We start from the raw sequence: 15,620 nt of genomic DNA on the forward strand, positions 1-15,620 counted from the left end.
CGAGGTAGCTTGACTCAGTCTTCTTCCCAACTCACACAGGAGTATCCGCATGAAAACCGTGGGCGATAAACTCGAAGCTTTCACCGTCGTAGCCGCGAAGCCGGGCTTCAACAATCACGAGGAAAACGGCCAGTCGGCGTTCGAGACCGTCACCGAAGCGTCGTTCCCGGGCAAGTGGAAGATCATCTACTTCTATCCGAAGGATTTCACGTTCGTGTGCCCGACGGAAATCGTCGAATTCGCGAAGCTCACGAAGCAGTTCGAAGAGCGCGACGCCGTCCTGCTCGGCGGCAGCTCGGACAACGAATTCGTCAAGCTCGCATGGCGCCGTGAGCACAAGGACCTGGACAAGCTGAACCACTACTCGTTCGGCGACGTCAAGGGCGAACTGATCGACCAGCTCGGCGTGCGCGACAAGGAAGCCGGCGTGGCCCTGCGTGCAACGTTCATCGTCGATCCGGACAACACGATCCAGCACGTTTCGGTGAACAACCTGAACGTCGGCCGCAGCCCGGAAGAAGTCCTGCGCATTCTGGACGGCCTGCAAACGGACGAACTCTGCCCGTGCAACCGCGCAGTCGGCGGCGCAACGCTGTAAGCGCAGCAATGCACGAAGCCCGCGGCGCGCGTTCTGCCTGCGGGCTTTTTTAACGGCCAACCCATAGGAGATATCAATGGAATTCATCGACTCGATTAAGGCACGTATCCCCGACTACGCGAAGGACATTCGCCTGAACCTCGACGGCACGATCTCGCGCTCGTCGCTCGAAGGCACGGACGCGGTCGGCGTGGCGCTGGCGGCGGCCATCGCGGCGAAGAGCACGGTGCTCGTCAAGACGATTCGCGAAGCCGGCGTCCTGTCGCCCGAAGAGACGAACGCCGTGCTGACGGCGGCCGCGCTGATGGGGATGAACAACACCTGGTATCCGTATGTCGAGATGGCCGACGACGCCGACCTGAAGACGCAGCGCGCCGAATTGCGGATGGGCGCGTACGCGACGCACGGCGGCGTCGACAAGCGCAAGTTCGAGATGTACGCGCTGGCCGCATCGATCGTCGGCAAGTGCCACTTCTGCGTGAAGTCGCACTATGCGCTGCTGAAGAACGAGCAAGGGATGACCGTCACGCAACTGCGCGACGTGGGCCGCATCGCGTCGGTGATCAACGCCGCCGCGCAGGTGATCGCCGCCGAAGGCGAATGAGCGAGCCGGCCGCGCGGCCATGAGCCGCGCGGCGGCTGCAAACGAAAATGCCACGCATTCGCGTGGCATTTTTCATTCCGGCGGCGCGGCGCGCGGCACGAACCGTACGCCGCAACGGCCGGACGTCAGCCGCCCTGCTTCACCAGCAGCGCGGCGGCCTGCGCCTCGATCCCCTCGCCGCGGCCGAGATAGCCGAGCTTCTCGTTGGTCTTCGCCTTCACGTTCACGCGCTCGAGCGGCAACCCGAGATCCGCCGCGATGTTCGCGCGCATCCCGTCGATATGCGGCGCGAGCTTCGGCGCCTGCGCGATCACGGTGCTGTCGACGTTCTGGATCGTGAAACCGGCCGCCTTGACGCGCTCCGCGCACGCGCGCAGCAGCACGCGGCTGTCCGCACCCTTGAACGCCGCGTCCGTGTCGGAGAAATGGCGGCCGATGTCGCCGAGCGCCGCCGCGCCGAACAGCGCGTCGGTGATCGCATGCAGCAGCACGTCCGCGTCCGAGTGGCCGAGCAGGCCGCGCTCGTACGGAATCGTCACGCCGCCGATGATGAGAGGGCGCCCTTCGACGAGCTGGTGCACGTCGTAGCCTTGTCCGATTCTGAAATCCATGCGTGTTCCGATTGAGATGGGGTGAAAGTCAGGAAGCGTTCGCGGGACGCGCGAGGATCGCCTCCGCGAGCGCGAAATCTTCCGGGTACGTGACCTTGAAGTTGCGCAGGCTGCCCTGCACGACGCGCGGCGTATGGCCGGCCCATTCGATCGCGCTCGCTTCGTCGGTCAGGTCGTGCCCTTCGCGCTGCGCGCGCAGGATCGCCTCGCGCAACATGCCGATGCGGAACATCTGCGGCGTCTGCGCCTGCCACAGCGCGTCGCGCGATTCCGTGCGCGCGATCGCGTCGCCGCCGGCCGGCACGCGCTTGAGCGTGTCGGCCACCGGCAGCGCGACGATGCCGCCGACCGGGTCGTCCTTCAGCGTCGCGACGAGCGTGCGGATCAACTCCGGCGTGATGCCCGGGCGCGCGGCGTCGTGCACCAGCACCCAGTCGTGGTCGGTCGCGCCGAATTCGGCCAGTTCCAGCAACCCGTTCAGCACCGACGCCTGCCGCGAGCCGCCGCCGCAGCGGCGCACCGCGAAACGCAGGCCAGCGAAACGGCGGGCGTCGAAATGGGAATCGTCGGGCGCGAGCACGACGAGCGTCTGCGCGAACTCGGTGCACGCGTCGAACGCGGCGAGCGTGTAGTGCAGCAGCGCGCGGCCGGCCAGCGTCCGGTATTGCTTCGGCACGGCCGAGCCGGAACGGCTGCCCGTGCCGGCACAGGGAATCAGGGCGAAAAGTCGGGGAGTCACGAAGGGAAACGCCGGAAAGGTGAAATCGAGAAGCGGATTTTATAATAGGTCTTTCGTCTCGACCGGCGCACCGCGCTGCGCCCGTGCACGCCACCCCTGTCGTCCCTATGCCAGATAACGCTTCCACCCCGTCCGCTTCACCCGTTGCCCGCGTCAAGCCCGGCCAGCGTTTCGCCTTCGACGGCGCGCACGGCTCCGCCGACGCGCTCGCCATCGCCCGTTATCTCGCCGACAACCGCCAGGACGTGCCGCTCCTCGCGGTGATCTGCGCGAACGCGGTCGATGCACAGCGGCTGTCGCAGGAAATCCGCTACTTTTCGCCCGATGCGCGCGTGCGCCTGCTGCCCGACTGGGAAACGCTGCCGTACGACACCTTCTCGCCGCATCAGGACCTGGTGTCCGAGCGGCTCGCGACGCTGCACGACCTCGGCGAGGGCCGCTGCGACATCCTGCTCGTGCCCGCGACCACCGCGCTGTACCGGATGCCGCCCGCGTCGTTCATGGCCGCGTACACGTTCGCGTTCGCGCAGGGCGAGCGGCTCGACGAGGCGAAGCTGAAGGCGCAACTCACGCTGGCCGGCTACGAGCACGTGAGCCAGGTCGTGCGGCCCGGCGAATACTGCGTGCGCGGCTCGCTGATCGACCTGTACCCGATGGGCTCGCCGCTGCCGTACCGGATCGACCTGTTCGACGACCAGGTCGATTCGATCCGCGCGTTCGATCCCGATACGCAGCGCAGCCTCTACCCGGTGCGCGACGTGCGGCTGCTGCCCGGCCGCGAGTTTCCGTTCGACGAAGCCGCGCGCACGGCGTTTCGCAGCCGCTGGCGCGAAACCTTCGAAGGCGACCCGAGCCGCGCGCCGATCTACAAGGACATCGGCAACGGCGTGCCGTCGGCCGGCATCGAGTATTACCTGCCGCTGTTCTTCGACGAGACGGCCACGCTGTTCCACTACCTGCCGCAGGACGCGCACCTCGTGTTCACCGGCGACCTCGAGGCGTCGATCCGCCGCTTCACGGCCGACACGAAGCAGCGTCACGCGTTCCTCGCGCACGATCGCGAGCGGCCGATCCTCGAGCCGCAGCGGCTGTTCCTGTCCGACGAGGATTTCTTCGCGTTCGCGAAGCCGTTCGCGCGCGTCGTGCTGCCCGCGCAGCCGGCCGGCGGCTGGGCGACCGCCCTGCCCGAGCTCACCGTCGACCGCCATGCGGACGATCCGCTCGCGTCGCTGCGCACGTTCGTCGAATCGTCGGGCAAGCGTGTGCTGCTGACGGTCGAATCGGCCGGCCGCCGCGAGACGATCCTGCAACTGCTGGCCGAACACCACCTGCGCCCCGCGTCGAACGACGACTTCGCGAGCTGGCTTGCAAGCGACGAACGCTTCGCGCTCGGCGTCGCGCCGCTCGCGAACGGCTTCGCGGTGCCGGGCGAAGGCTATGCGATCGTCACCGAGACCGAGCTGTACGGCGCGCTCGGCCGCCGCGCGGGCCGTCGTCGGCAGGAGCAGGCAAGCAACGTCGACGCAATGGTGCGCGACCTGTCCGAGCTGAAGGTCGGCGACCCGGTCGTCCACGCGCAGCACGGCATCGGCCGCTACATGGGCCTCGTGTCGATGGATCTCGGCGAAGGCGAAACCGAATTCCTGCATCTCGAATACTCGGGCGACAGCAAGCTCTACGTGCCGGTCGCGCAACTGCACGTGATCTCGCGCTACAGCGGCGCCGATCCCGACAGCGCGCCGCTGCATGCGCTCGGCTCCGGCCAGTGGGAGCGCGCGAAGCGCAAGGCCGCCCAGCAGATCCGCGATACGGCCGCCGAGCTGCTGAACCTGTACGCGCGCCGCGCGGCCCGCGAAGGCCACGCGTTCTCGCTCGACCCGCGCGACTACGTGAAATTCGCGGAAAGCTTCGGCTTCGAGGAAACGCCCGACCAGGCCGCGGCGATCGCGGCCGTGATCGGCGACATGACGAGCGGCAAGCCGATGGACCGCCTCGTGTGCGGCGACGTCGGCTTCGGCAAGACCGAGGTCGCGCTGCGCGCGGCGTTCATCGCGGTGCTGGGCGGCAAGCAGGTCGCGCTGCTGTCGCCGACCACGCTGCTCGCCGAGCAGCACACGCAGACCTTCGCCGACCGCTTCGCGGACTGGCCGGTGCGCATCGTCGAGCTGTCGCGCTTCAAGACCGCGAAGGAAGTGAATGCGGCGATCGCGCAGATCAACGAAGGCAGCGTCGACATCGTGATCGGCACGCACAAGCTGCTGTCGTCGGACGTGCAGTTCAAGCGTCTCGGCCTCGTGATCATCGACGAGGAACACCGCTTCGGCGTGCGCCAGAAGGAAGCGCTGAAGGCGCTGCGCGCGGAAGTCGACGTGCTGACGCTCACCGCGACGCCGATCCCGCGTACGCTCGGGATGGCGCTCGAAGGGCTGCGCGATTTCTCGGTGATCGCGACCGCACCGCAGAAGCGGCTCGCGATCAAGACCTTCGTGCGCCGCGAGGAGGAAAGCGTGATCCGCGAGGCGATGCTGCGCGAGCTCAAGCGCGGCGGCCAGGTGTACTTCCTGCACAACGAAGTCGAGACGATCGAGAACCGCAAGGCGATGCTCGAGGCGCTCGTGCCCGAGGCGCGCATCGTGATCGCGCACGGCCAGATGCACGAGCGCGAGCTCGAACGCGTGATGCGCGATTTCGTCGCGCAGCGCGCGAACGTGCTGCTGTGCACGACCATCATCGAGACCGGCATCGACGTGCCGAGCGCGAACACGATCATCATGCACCGCGCGGACAAGTTCGGCCTCGCGCAGCTTCACCAGTTGCGCGGCCGCGTCGGCCGCTCGCACCACCAGGCCTACGCGTACCTGCTGGTCCACGATCCGCAGTCGCTGACCAAGCAGGCGCAGCGCCGCCTGGAAGCGATCCAGCAGATGGAGGAACTCGGCTCGGGCTTCTATCTCGCGATGCACGACCTCGAGATCCGCGGCACCGGCGAAGTGCTCGGCGACAAGCAGTCGGGCGAAATCCACGAGATCGGCTTCCAGCTCTATACGGACATGCTGAACGACGCGGTGAAGGCGCTGAAGAACGGCAAGGAGCCCGACCTCACCGCCCCGCTCGCCGCGACGACCGAAATCAACCTGCATGCGCCCGCGATCCTGCCGGCCGACTACTGCGCGGACGTGCAGGAGCGGCTGTCGCTGTACAAGCGGCTCGCGAACTGCGAGCACGGCGACGCGATCGACGGCATCCAGGAAGAGCTGATCGACCGCTTCGGCAAGCTGCCGCCGCAGGCGCACGCGCTCGTCGAGACGCACCGGCTGCGGATCGCCGCGAAGCCGCTCGGCATCGTGAAGATCGATGCGAGCGAGGTCGCGATCGGGCTGCAGTTCGAGCCGAATCCGCCGATCGATCCGATGCGGATCATCGAGATGGTGCAGAAGCATCGCCACATCAAGCTCGCGGGCCAGGACAAGCTGCGCATCGAGACGCGCTCGCCCGATCTCGCGATCCGCGTGTCGACGATCAAGGAAACGCTGCGCGCGCTCGGCCCGAAACAGGGGGCGGCCGTCGCGGCCCGCTGATGCAATCCTGACGGGCGCGACGTTGCTGCACCGCATCGCGCCCGACGAAGGCGGGCGCGCGCGTTTTTGAGTATGATTTCCCATTCATCAGACGGAGTTTTGCCATGTCCACTCTCGACGCGCCGGCGCCGTCCGCCGCAACCGAAGGCGACGCATCGCTCGTCAGCCTGCCCTGGGTCAAGCAACTCGTGTCGATGGACACGACGAGCCGCGTGCCGAACCTCGGCCTGATCGAAACGGTGCGCGACGCGCTCGCCGCGAAGGGCATCGTGTCGACGATCACGCACGATCCGCGCGACGGCTGGGCGAACCTGTTCGCCACCGTGCCCGCGCACGACGGCTCGACGAACGGCGGCATCGTGCTGTCGGGCCACACCGACGTCGTGCCGGTCGACGGCCAGCAGTGGGACAGCAACCCGTTCGCGCCGGAAATCCGCGACGGCCGCCTGTACGGCCGCGGCACCTGCGACATGAAGGGCTTCATCGGCGCGGCGCTCGCGCTGCTGCCCGAGATGCAGGCGACGAAGCTCGCGAAGCCGATCCATTTCGCGCTGTCCTACGACGAGGAAATCGGCTGCGCGGGCGCGCCGTTGATGATCGCCGATCTCGTGAAGCGCGGCGTGCAACCGTCGGGCTGCATCGTCGGCGAACCGACCAGCATGCGGCCGATCATCGCGCACAAGGGCATCAACGCGTACCGCTGCTGCGTGCGCGGCCACGCGGCGCATTCGTCGCTGACGCCGAAGGGGCTCAACGCGATCGAGTATGCGGCGCGCCTCATCTGCCACATCCGCGACATCGCCGAGCGCTTCCGCGCCGAAGGCCCGTTCGACGAACTGTACGACGTGCCGTTCACCACCGCGCAGACGAGCACGATCCAGGGCGGCAACGCGATCAACACGGTGCCGGCCGAGTGCCGCTTCGACTTCGAATTCCGCAACCTGCCGACCCTCGATCCCGAGCAGATCTTCACGCGCATCGAAGCGTATGCGCAGGAAACGCTGCTGCCGCAGATGCTGCGCGAGCATCCGAACGCCGCGATCGAGTTCTCGAAGATCGCCGCGGCGCCCGGCCTCGACGCGACCGAGCAAGCCGCGATCACGCAGCTCGTGCGCGCGCTGACGGCCGACCAGGACAAGCGCAAGGTCGCGTACGGCACCGAGGCCGGGCTGTTCGCCCGCGCGGGCATCCCGAGCATCGTGTGCGGGCCCGGCAACATCGAGCAGGCGCACAAACCGAACGAATATGTCGAGCTCGCGCAGCTCGCCGGCTGCGAGCAGTTCCTGCGCAAGTTCATCCGCAGCATGTCGGTCGACGCGCACTGACTGCCTCCCGCCACGCCGGCCCGCGTGTGCGGGTCGGCCCACTCCGCCACCCGCCACGTCATGTCGACTGAACAACAGGGCACTGCCCATACGACGATCGACGGCGAGCCGATTCCGACGCTCGACGAAATCGCCGCGCAGCATTTCGCGTTGTCGCCGTGGGTCGCGCGCACGCCCGTGTTCGAGCGCGCCGACCTGCCCTCCCTCGAAGGCACGCACGTCAATTTCAAGTTCGAGCTGCTGCAGGCGAGCGGCAGCTTCAAGGCGCGCGGCGCGTTCACGCACCTGCTCGCGCTCGACGAAGCCCGCAAGAACGCCGGCGTCACCTGCGTGTCGGCCGGCAATCATGCGGCGGCCGTCGCGTATGCGGCGATGCGGCTCGGCAGCAGCGCGAAGGTCGTGATGTTCCATACCGCGAGCCCGACGCGCATCGCGCAATGCAAGCAGTACCGCGCGGAAGTCGTGCTGGCGGGCAGCGCATCGCAGGCATTCGACCTCGTGCGGCGCATCGAGGCCGAGGAAGGCCGCTTCTTCATTCATCCATTCAACGGCTATCACACGATCCTCGGCACCGCGACGCTCGGCTACGAATGGGCGACGCAGACGCCCGACCTCGACGCGGTGATCGTGCCGATCGGCGGCGGCGGGCTCGCGGCCGGCATGGCGACCGCGCTGCGGCTCGCGAATCCGCGCGTGCACGTGTACGGCGTCGAGCCGGACGGCGCCGACGCGATGAGCCGCAGCTTCGCGGCCAATCACACGATCAAGATGAGCGCGATGCAGACGATCGCCGATTCGCTGATGGCGCCGCATACCGAGGAATACAGCTACCAGCTGTGCCGGCGCCACCTCGACCGCATCGTCACCGTCTCCGACGATGCGCTGCGCGCCGCGATGCTGTTCCTGTTCTCGCACCTGAAACTGTCGGTCGAGCCGGCCTGCGCGGCCGCGCTCGCCGCGCTGCTCGGCCCGCTGCGCGAAACGCTGCAGGGCAAGCGCGTCGGCGTGCTGCTGTCGGGCACGAATACCGACCCCGCCACGCTCGGCATGCATCTCGCGCACGCAAAACTGCAGCACTGATCCCGACTCGGCGCGTGCAAGCCAACCTAGGGTTATCCCCAGATTATGTTGACAGCCCTGTTGATAACCCGCCGGACCCGCACGCAAGTGGTTGAGCGCGCAGCGTTTTGCGCGCGCGAAGGTCGATCGTCACGAAATGGGCAGATGCGGCGGCTGGCCGCATGCACGGCGGTGCTCGCGCTGCTCGCCGGTTGCGCGGCGCCGGCCTCGTCCACCGCCGGCGCGCAATCCGCGTCCTGCACGCAACCGGGTGAAAGCCGCATGCTGCAGGCCGACCTGCTGTTCGGGCGCGACGTCGCCGGGCGCGGCCCCGTCACCGATGCCGAACGCGCGGCCTTCCTCGCCGACACGGTCACGCCGCGCTTCCCCGACGGCCTCACCTACTGGGACACGCACGGCCAGTGGCGCGACCGCTCGACCGACAGGATCACGCACGAAGACAGCTTCGTGATCCGCATCATCGCCGACGATACGCCCGACACGCGCGCACGGCTCGCCGCGATCCGGCAGGCATACGTCCAGCGGTTCCATCAGCAATCGGTCGGCATCACCATCGTGCCGGCCTGCGCGTCGTTCTGATTCACCGCGCTCCACTGCCGGCCGCGCACGACAAAACGGGCGCCCGAAGGCGCCCGTCGGCATGTCTGAAGCACGGCGTACCGCTTACCTGTTCTCGAACATGTCCATGATCTGCTGCTTCTCCTGCGGCGTGACGGGCGGCGGCGCCAGCCCGGCCGCGCCGGCCGAACCCAGTGCGTCGTTCGCGCTGATCGCGTTCTCCGCCGGGTTGATGTCGACGTTCGCGACGAAGCCGTTGCCCGGCGTGCGATCAGCATAGTACAGCTCCCCGTCGATCGTGGTCAGGCCGTCCGGCATCGGCATCTGCTGCTCGGGCACGCCGTTCAGCGCGGTGCGCATGTAGTTCACCCAGATCGGCAACGCGAGCTGCGCACCGAATTCGCGGCTACCGAGGCTCTTCGGCTGGTCGAAGCCCATCCACGCGACCGCGACGAGCGACTGCTGGTAGCCGGCGAACCAGCCGTCCTTCGCATCGTTCGTGGTACCCGTCTTGCCCTGCAGGTCGTTGCGGCCCAGCGCGTTGGTGCCCGCGCCCGTGCCGGCCGTCGCGACCGAATGCAGCAGGCTGTTCATCACGTACGCGTTGCGGCCTTCGATCGTGCGCGGCGCCGTGCCGCCCGCGACCACCGGCTGCGACTTCTGCAGCGGCTGACCGCGTGCGTCGTCGACTTCGGCGATCAGGTACGGGTCGACCTTGTACCCGCCGTTCGCGAACACCGCGTAGCCGGTCGCGAGCTGCAGCGGCGTCACGAGGCCCGCGCCGAGCGCCATCGGCAGGTACGGCGGCGTCTTCGCCGGATCGAAGCCGAAGCGCTGTGTCACGTACTGCTGCGCATACTGCGTGCCGATCGACGCGAGGATCCGGATCGACACGAGATTCTTCGAACGCTGCAGGCCGGTGCGCATCGTCATCGGGCCGTCCGGCTGGTCGTCGTCCTTCGGCTCCCATGCGGTGCCACCCGGCACGCTCGGCGGGAAGTACAGCGGCGCGTCGTTGATCATCGTCGCCGGCCCGAGCCCCTTGTCGAGCGACGCCGAATAGATGAACGGCTTGAACGACGAGCCCGGCTGCCGCCACGCCTGCGTCACGTGGTTGAACTTGCTCTTGTTGAAGTCGAAGCCGCCGACGAGCGAGCGGATCGCACCGTCCTGCGGCGCAATCGCGACGAGCGCGCCTTCGACCTGCGGCAGCTGCACGACCTGCCAGCCCGTCTTGCCGTCCTTCAGCACGCGCACGACCGAGCCCGGCTTGATGCGCAGCGTGTTGTTCGCACGGGCGCCCAGCGCGGCCGCGACGAAACGCAGCCCGGCCGGGCCGATCGTCGTGGTCGCCCCGCCGACGAACTGCACCTCGACCGCGTTCGGCGACGCCGACAGCACGACCGCCGACTGCAGGTCGCCGTTGTCCGGGTGATCGGCGAGCGCATCGTCGATCGCCTCGTCGCGTTCGTCGCCGGCCGCGGGCAGGTTGATCGATGCCTCGGGGCCGCGATAGCCGTGGCGGCGCTCGTAGTCGAGAATGCCGCGACGCACGGCCTGGTACGCGGCTTCCTGGTCGGCCGAGTTGATCGTCGTCGTGACGGTCAGCCCGCGCGTATAGGTTTCGTCCTTGTACTGCTGGTACATCATCTGCCGCACCATCTCGGCGACGTACTCGCCGTGCACCGCGTACTGGTTGCCCGGCGTGCGCACGTGGATCTCTTCCTTGATCGCTTCGTCGTACTGCGGCTGCGTGATGTAGCCGATGTCGAGCATGCGCTTCAGGATGTATTCCTGACGCACCTTCGCGCGCTTCGGATTGACGACCGGGTTATAGGCGGACGGCGCCTTCGGCAGCCCCGCGAGCATCGCCGCTTCCGCGAGCGTGATGTCCTTCAGGTCCTTGCCGAAGTACACGCGCGCCGCGGCCGCGAAACCGTACGATCGCTGGCCGAGATAGATCTGGTTCATGTACAGCTCGAGGATCTGGTCCTTCGTCAGGGCCTTCTCGATCTTGTACGCGAGCAGCATTTCGTAGATCTTGCGCGTGTAGGTCTTCTCGCTCGACAGGAAGAAGTTGCGCGCGACCTGCATCGTGATCGTGCTCGCGCCCTGGCGCGCGCCGCCGTGCATCAGGTCGGCCACGCCCGCGCGCAGGATGCCGACGAAATCGACGCCGCCGTGCTCGTAGAAGCGGTAGTCCTCGATCGCGAGCACGGCCTTCTTCATCACGTCGGGAATATCCTGGAAGCGCACGAGGCTGCGGCGCTCCTCGCCGAACTCGCCGATCAGCACGTGGTCGGCGGTGAACACGCGCAGCGGCACCTTCGGCTGGTAGTTCGTCAGCGCGTCGAGCGACGGCAGTTGCGGCGCCATCACGACCAGCGCGTAGCCGACGATCAGCGCGCCGACCACCGCCAGGGTCGCGAACAAGCCGACGAACCACAGCGCGACGCGCGAGCCGAACGTGCGGCGGCGCCCTCCGCCACCGCCGCTGCGCTGCTGCGCGCGGCGGCCGTCGTCGCGATCGTCGTCATCGGGGTAATAGGCTCCGGACGGCGAACGGCGCAGCGTGTAGTGGGGCTCGTTCCTGTCGGAAGAAGAAGGCGGTCGTTTGATAATTGGCATGTCGGAATGGCGGGCGTACGTGGCGCCCTCGGACGCATGCGGAAATGCAAGCGGATGAATCAGAGTGGGTGCATCGAGATGCGGCTGTCACGTCGACAGACCCCGCCGCGCGGCGATCCGTTCCCGCGACGTGACAGCGCATTTTAATGAAATCGCCCGGGGGCCTTCGCGATTTTTTGTAAAAATTCCCGCAATGCCGTGATTTGCGGAACGTATTGTCGGCATCCTCGGCCTATGATGGACACGCGATACGGCGTGCGCGGGCATTTTTCTTTCAGTCGCGAAAGGTTTGGCGTCCTGATGCGTGCGCCGCTTGAACTCGCGCGTTTAAGCCGTATTTAAGTGAACCGGTGGTGTAATATCCGCCGGCTCACGCGGGCCGGAACCGGCTCGCGACGGGCATTGCCGCGGTCACGCGGCGCCTTTCAACCACGGAGGATTTCATGTCGCTTTTCGACTCTATTTCGCGCACGATCAAAGGCCTGCTGAACGATGCGGCCGATTCGGTACAGGATCCGTCGCGCGACGCACGGCAGATCGTGCGGGAGCTCGACGACAGCATCGGCCGTGCCGAGAATTCGCTGATCGAGATCGAGGCACAGGTCGCGACCCAGCGCAGCAAGCGCGATGCGGCCGACGACAAGGTCAGGAAGTACGAGGACGGCGCGAAGCGCGCGCTGCAGGGCGGCGACGAAGCGCTCGCGCGCGAGGCGCTCGCGGCGCAGTCGAACGCGGAAGCCGAGCGCGATGCGCTCGCGGCCGAACTGACGACGCTCGAGCCGTCGGTCGACAAGCTGAAGGGGCAGATCGCCGACATGCGCCAGCGCCGCAACGACCTGAATGCGCGCTCGAACATCCTGCAGGCCAAGCAGGAAATCGCGCAGGCGAAGGACGTGGCCGCCAGCGCGCTGGGCGGCATCGGCGGCAAGAACCTGTCCGAGGACTTCCAGAAGCTCGAGGACAAGGTCGCGTTGCAGAACGCGCGCTCGGACGCGCGCCTCAATTCGGCCGACACGTCGAGCGGCAAGGCGCTCGACGACAAGCTCGCCGCGCTGAACAAGGGCCCGTCGGTGGAAGATCGCCTCGCCGCGCTGAAGAAGCAGCTCGATACGCCCGCGCAGTAACCGCCATCGCGGGCCACCGCGCCGCGCCGCGCCCCGGCCCGGGCGCGCGGCGCGAACCGACCGTCAGGAGACGGGCGCCTGCGCCCGGTTCGACCATGAAGAAATCTCTCGCCGCACTCGGCCTCTCGCTGATGTTGCTGTCGTCCGCCGCGTTCGCGGTACCGTCGCTGCAGCAGGTCGAGCAGTCGATCGCGCAGCGTGACTGGCAACGCGCCGACACGCAGCTGTCGCAAGTCATCGACGCCCATCCGAACAACGCGCACGCGCGCTACCTGTATGCGCAGGTGCTGGACCGCGAAGGCCGCGCGTCCGACGCGCTCGTGCAACTGCAGCGCGCGAAATCGCTCGATCCGCAACTGCGCTTCACCGACGCGTCGCGTTTCGCGCAAACGGAGTCGCGCATTCGCGCCGACGCCGCGCGCGTGAGCGGCAACACGCCGTCGGCCACGCAGGCCGGCACGCTGCAGCCGGGGCTCGCCCCCGCCGTCGCGCCGGCTGAAAAACACGGCCCGTCGACCGGCATGTGGATCGGCCTCGGGCTGATCGTCGCCGTGATCGCGCTGGTGCTGCGCTGGACGCTGCGGCGCGCGCGCACGGCCGACAACGGCCGCGCCGACGACGAACGCCGCACGCAGCTCAAGCGCGCGACCGACGTGCTGAACGACATCCGGCCGCTCAAGCTCGATGCGAAGCTGTCGACGGCGCCGGGCGCCGCGGCGCTGACCGGCGAACTCGAAGCGATCGAGAACGACGCGCGTACGCTCGTCGAAACGCTGTCGAACGGCAAGAATCCGGTGCCGCCGTATCGCGTCGACGAACTCGAACAGCGTCACGCCAGCGTGAAGGCGCGCGTCGAGGGCCGCCCCGACCCGGCCGCGCAGCCCGCGGCGCCGACGAACGGCAGCGGCTCCGTGTACGCGCAGGAAGCCGATCGCGTGACGGGCGCCCAGGGCCAGCCCTATCAGCAGCAGCCCTACCCGCCGCAACAACCCTATCCGCAACAGCAGCCGCCCGTCGTGATCCAGCAAGGCGGCGGTTTCGGCGGCGGGATGGGCGGACTGCTGACCGGCGTGCTGCTCGGCCAGGCGATGTCCGGCGGCCGCGATCGCGTGGTCGAACACGACGTGATCGTCGACGGCGAGCACCGCCGGCAGGAAGCCGACCCGGGCTTCGACCTCGGCCGCGGCGACGATTCGAACTGGAGCGACGGCAACGGCGGTGGCGGGATGGACCTCGGCAGCAACGACGACGGCTGGACCGACGACAACACCTGAGCCCCTGGCCACCGGGCGTCGACGTGCATGTCGACGCCCTGACACGCACGCCACGCCCCGTTGCATGACCGGCCGCGCCGACGCGCGGATTTGTCAATCATTTCAAGATGGACTACCGGCAATGGGGCACGTTCGCTATCATGCGGCCATCGGCGTGCCACCGACCCTGATTCGACGCAAAGCAATCCTGCGCGTCGCGGCACGCCTCCTCTCGCCCCCAACCAGGAGAAAGCCGCTCATGAGCATCATCAAGGAATTCAAGGAGTTCGCCGTCAAGGGCAACGTGATGGATCTCGCCGTCGGCGTGATCATCGGCGGCGCGTTCTCGAAAATCGTCGACTCGGTCGTGAAAGACCTCATCATGCCGGTCATCGGTGTGCTGACCGGCGGTCTGGATTTCTCGAACAAGTTCGTTCTGCTCGGCACCATCCCCCCGACGTTCAAGGGTAATCCCGACTCGTTCAAGGACCTGCAGGCCGCAGGCGTCGCCGCATTCGGCTACGGCTCGTTCATCACCGTGGCGATCAATTTCGTTATCCTCGCGTTCATCATTTTCCTGATGGTGAAATTCATCAACAAGCTGCGCAAGCCGGAAGAAGCCGCGCCGGCCGCGACGCCGGAAGACACCGTGCTGCTGCGCGAGATCCGCGATTCGCTCAAGCAGCGCTGATCGCCACGCGCTCCGCCCGCCAGGCCCGCCTCGTGCGGGCCTTTTTATTGCGTACACGATGCACCGCCGCATGCGGCCCATCTCATTTTTTTGTGACGAGCGAATGCACGCGCGGGAAAAGCAGGTCTATGATGGAGACTAAACGACAGTACGGGCGCCAAGACGCTGGCTGTGTCGATCATGGCGAGCAGGTCGACGGGAGACATTGATCGTCGTACTGCACGAATGCAGCATTTTCGTGTGCTATAAAGGATCGACATGCGGCGTACATAGCCGGGAGTGGGTCGCATGAAAGTGCCGCATTTCTTGCAATTGTTTTTGAGGCGAGTGTTTATGTCCTTCCCGAAAAAACGTCGGCGTGCGCCGCAGGATGGCCAGGAGTCGTTCCTCGCGGTCCTGCGTCACTCGAAACCGTTTGCCCAGCTCGACACCAAGATTGCCCGCGCCCGCGCGCAGGACGAACCCGTCCTCTATGCGCATGTGCTGCCCGGCCTCGACGTGCTCCTGTGCAGCGTGCGCGGCGCACAGCCGCCTTATCCGGCCATCGCCGAATTGCGCAAGCGCTGCATCGAATCGATCGCCAACGCGCTCGAGCAGCCGCTCGACGGCCTCGAGAACGGCGGATACTGGTACGAAGCAAACGGCTTCGGCTTCCTCGTCTTCGCGAGCCGCGCCCGTGCGCGCATCCTGCCCGAGTTTGGTGCAGGCACGAAAGCGAGCCTGCGCGGCGGTCTCGGCCGCCAGAACGCGGGCGACACGACACCCCGCTCGCTCGGCTGATCCGCCAGTCATTCGATGGGCCGCCTTTGGGCGGCCCATCTGCCATTCACA

Annotated in this window: 13 protein-coding genes; 10 read left to right on the forward strand and 3 right to left on the reverse strand. The window is 67.3% G+C overall.

What is annotated here, in order from left to right; translation table 11 throughout:
- Positions 1–49 precede the first annotated feature (49 nt).
- Both DTA15_RS01685 and DTA15_RS01690 read left to right on the forward strand, forming a co-directional pair.
- Positions 50–598 (forward strand): peroxiredoxin, encoded by a 549-nt coding sequence (locus tag DTA15_RS01685; protein ID WP_006478563.1) that lies wholly within the window; start codon positions 50–52, stop codon positions 596–598.
- Between the two features lie 76 nt (positions 599–674).
- Positions 675–1,202 carry a carboxymuconolactone decarboxylase family protein gene (locus DTA15_RS01690; protein WP_006478562.1) on the forward strand — a complete coding sequence of 176 codons (528 nt, stop codon included), beginning with the start codon at positions 675–677 and terminating at the stop codon, positions 1,200–1,202.
- Between the two features lie 125 nt (positions 1,203–1,327).
- Here the strand turns inward: DTA15_RS01690 and ispF are convergent, their stop codons facing one another.
- Together ispF and ispD are read right to left on the reverse strand one after the other, a co-directional pair.
- On the reverse strand, positions 1,328–1,813 hold the full coding sequence (gene ispF, locus DTA15_RS01695; protein ID WP_006488015.1) for a 2-C-methyl-D-erythritol 2,4-cyclodiphosphate synthase: 486 nt from the start codon (positions 1,811–1,813) through the stop codon (positions 1,328–1,330).
- A gap of 28 nt (positions 1,814–1,841) precedes the next feature.
- Positions 1,842–2,552 carry a 2-C-methyl-D-erythritol 4-phosphate cytidylyltransferase gene (ispD, locus tag DTA15_RS01700; RefSeq protein WP_006488019.1) on the reverse strand — a complete coding sequence of 237 codons (711 nt, stop codon included), beginning with the start codon at positions 2,550–2,552 and terminating at the stop codon, positions 1,842–1,844.
- Between the two features lie 107 nt (positions 2,553–2,659).
- On the opposite strand from ispD, the gene mfd reads away from it, so the two are divergent.
- The 4 genes from mfd (at position 2,660) to DTA15_RS01720 (ending at position 9,114) form a co-directional block, all read left to right on the forward strand.
- Positions 2,660–6,130, forward strand: a complete 3,471-nt coding sequence (gene mfd / locus DTA15_RS01705; protein WP_006487997.1) for a transcription-repair coupling factor — start codon at positions 2,660–2,662, stop codon at positions 6,128–6,130.
- Positions 6,131–6,234: 104 nt separating this feature from the next.
- Positions 6,235–7,455: an acetylornithine deacetylase gene (argE, locus tag DTA15_RS01710; RefSeq protein ID WP_006488001.1), complete on the forward strand. Its 1,221-nt coding sequence runs from the start codon at positions 6,235–6,237 to the stop codon at positions 7,453–7,455.
- A gap of 60 nt (positions 7,456–7,515) precedes the next feature.
- Positions 7,516–8,535 (forward strand): threonine/serine dehydratase family protein, encoded by a 1,020-nt coding sequence (locus tag DTA15_RS01715; protein ID WP_006488009.1) that lies wholly within the window; start codon positions 7,516–7,518, stop codon positions 8,533–8,535.
- A gap of 144 nt (positions 8,536–8,679) precedes the next feature.
- Complete coding sequence (locus DTA15_RS01720) at positions 8,680–9,114, forward strand: DUF3574 domain-containing protein (RefSeq protein WP_006487979.1); 435 nt, start codon at positions 8,680–8,682, stop codon at positions 9,112–9,114.
- An 84-nt stretch (positions 9,115–9,198) separates the two neighbouring features.
- Here DTA15_RS01720 and DTA15_RS01725 read toward each other — a convergent pair whose 3' ends face one another.
- A complete protein-coding gene (locus tag DTA15_RS01725) occupies positions 9,199–11,721 on the reverse strand; it encodes a penicillin-binding protein 1A (RefSeq protein WP_006488026.1) in 2,523 nt (840 codons plus the stop codon).
- Between the two features lie 443 nt (positions 11,722–12,164).
- Here DTA15_RS01725 and DTA15_RS01730 point away from each other — a divergent pair, with 443 nt between their 5' ends.
- The 4 genes from DTA15_RS01730 to DTA15_RS01745 all read left to right on the forward strand — a co-directional run bounded on the left by DTA15_RS01730 (position 12,165) and on the right by DTA15_RS01745 (position 15,569).
- Positions 12,165–12,845 carry a PspA/IM30 family protein gene (locus tag DTA15_RS01730; protein ID WP_006487987.1) on the forward strand — a complete coding sequence of 227 codons (681 nt, stop codon included), beginning with the start codon at positions 12,165–12,167 and terminating at the stop codon, positions 12,843–12,845.
- A gap of 95 nt (positions 12,846–12,940) precedes the next feature.
- Positions 12,941–14,119, forward strand: a complete 1,179-nt coding sequence (locus DTA15_RS01735; protein ID WP_006487999.1) for a tetratricopeptide repeat protein — start codon at positions 12,941–12,943, stop codon at positions 14,117–14,119.
- A gap of 238 nt (positions 14,120–14,357) precedes the next feature.
- Positions 14,358–14,789 carry a large conductance mechanosensitive channel protein MscL gene (gene mscL, locus DTA15_RS01740; RefSeq protein ID WP_006487991.1) on the forward strand — a complete coding sequence of 144 codons (432 nt, stop codon included), beginning with the start codon at positions 14,358–14,360 and terminating at the stop codon, positions 14,787–14,789.
- Between the two features lie 333 nt (positions 14,790–15,122).
- Positions 15,123–15,569, forward strand: coding sequence for a hypothetical protein (locus DTA15_RS01745; protein WP_006488003.1), 447 nt, complete (start codon positions 15,123–15,125; stop codon positions 15,567–15,569).
- The last annotated feature ends 51 nt before the right edge of the window (positions 15,570–15,620 follow it).

The organism is Burkholderia cenocepacia (genome assembly GCF_900446215.1).
Lineage (GTDB): Bacteria > Pseudomonadota > Gammaproteobacteria > Burkholderiales > Burkholderiaceae > Burkholderia > Burkholderia cenocepacia.

Excerpts from the sequence above, each read along its gene's own strand:
- argE (WP_006488001.1), top strand. The coding sequence starts at position 6,235 with ATGTCCACTCTCGACGCGCCGGCGCCGTCCGCCGCAACCGAAGGCGAC.
- mscL (WP_006487991.1), top strand. The coding sequence starts at position 14,358 with ATGAGCATCATCAAGGAATTCAAGGAGTTCGCCGTCAAGGGCAACGTG.
- DTA15_RS01720 (WP_006487979.1), top strand. The coding sequence starts at position 8,680 with ATGCGGCGGCTGGCCGCATGCACGGCGGTGCTCGCGCTGCTCGCCGGT.
- DTA15_RS01745 (WP_006488003.1), top strand. The coding sequence starts at position 15,123 with ATGTCCTTCCCGAAAAAACGTCGGCGTGCGCCGCAGGATGGCCAGGAG.
- DTA15_RS01730 (WP_006487987.1), top strand. The coding sequence starts at position 12,165 with ATGTCGCTTTTCGACTCTATTTCGCGCACGATCAAAGGCCTGCTGAAC.
- DTA15_RS01690 (WP_006478562.1), top strand. The coding sequence starts at position 675 with ATGGAATTCATCGACTCGATTAAGGCACGTATCCCCGACTACGCGAAG.
- DTA15_RS01715 (WP_006488009.1), top strand. The coding sequence starts at position 7,516 with ATGTCGACTGAACAACAGGGCACTGCCCATACGACGATCGACGGCGAG.
- DTA15_RS01685 (WP_006478563.1), top strand. The coding sequence starts at position 50 with ATGAAAACCGTGGGCGATAAACTCGAAGCTTTCACCGTCGTAGCCGCG.
- ispF (WP_006488015.1), bottom strand. The coding sequence starts at position 1,813 with ATGGATTTCAGAATCGGACAAGGCTACGACGTGCACCAGCTCGTCGAA.
- mfd (WP_006487997.1), top strand. The coding sequence starts at position 2,660 with ATGCCAGATAACGCTTCCACCCCGTCCGCTTCACCCGTTGCCCGCGTC.
- DTA15_RS01725 (WP_006488026.1), bottom strand. The coding sequence starts at position 11,721 with ATGCCAATTATCAAACGACCGCCTTCTTCTTCCGACAGGAACGAGCCC.
- DTA15_RS01735 (WP_006487999.1), top strand. The coding sequence starts at position 12,941 with ATGAAGAAATCTCTCGCCGCACTCGGCCTCTCGCTGATGTTGCTGTCG.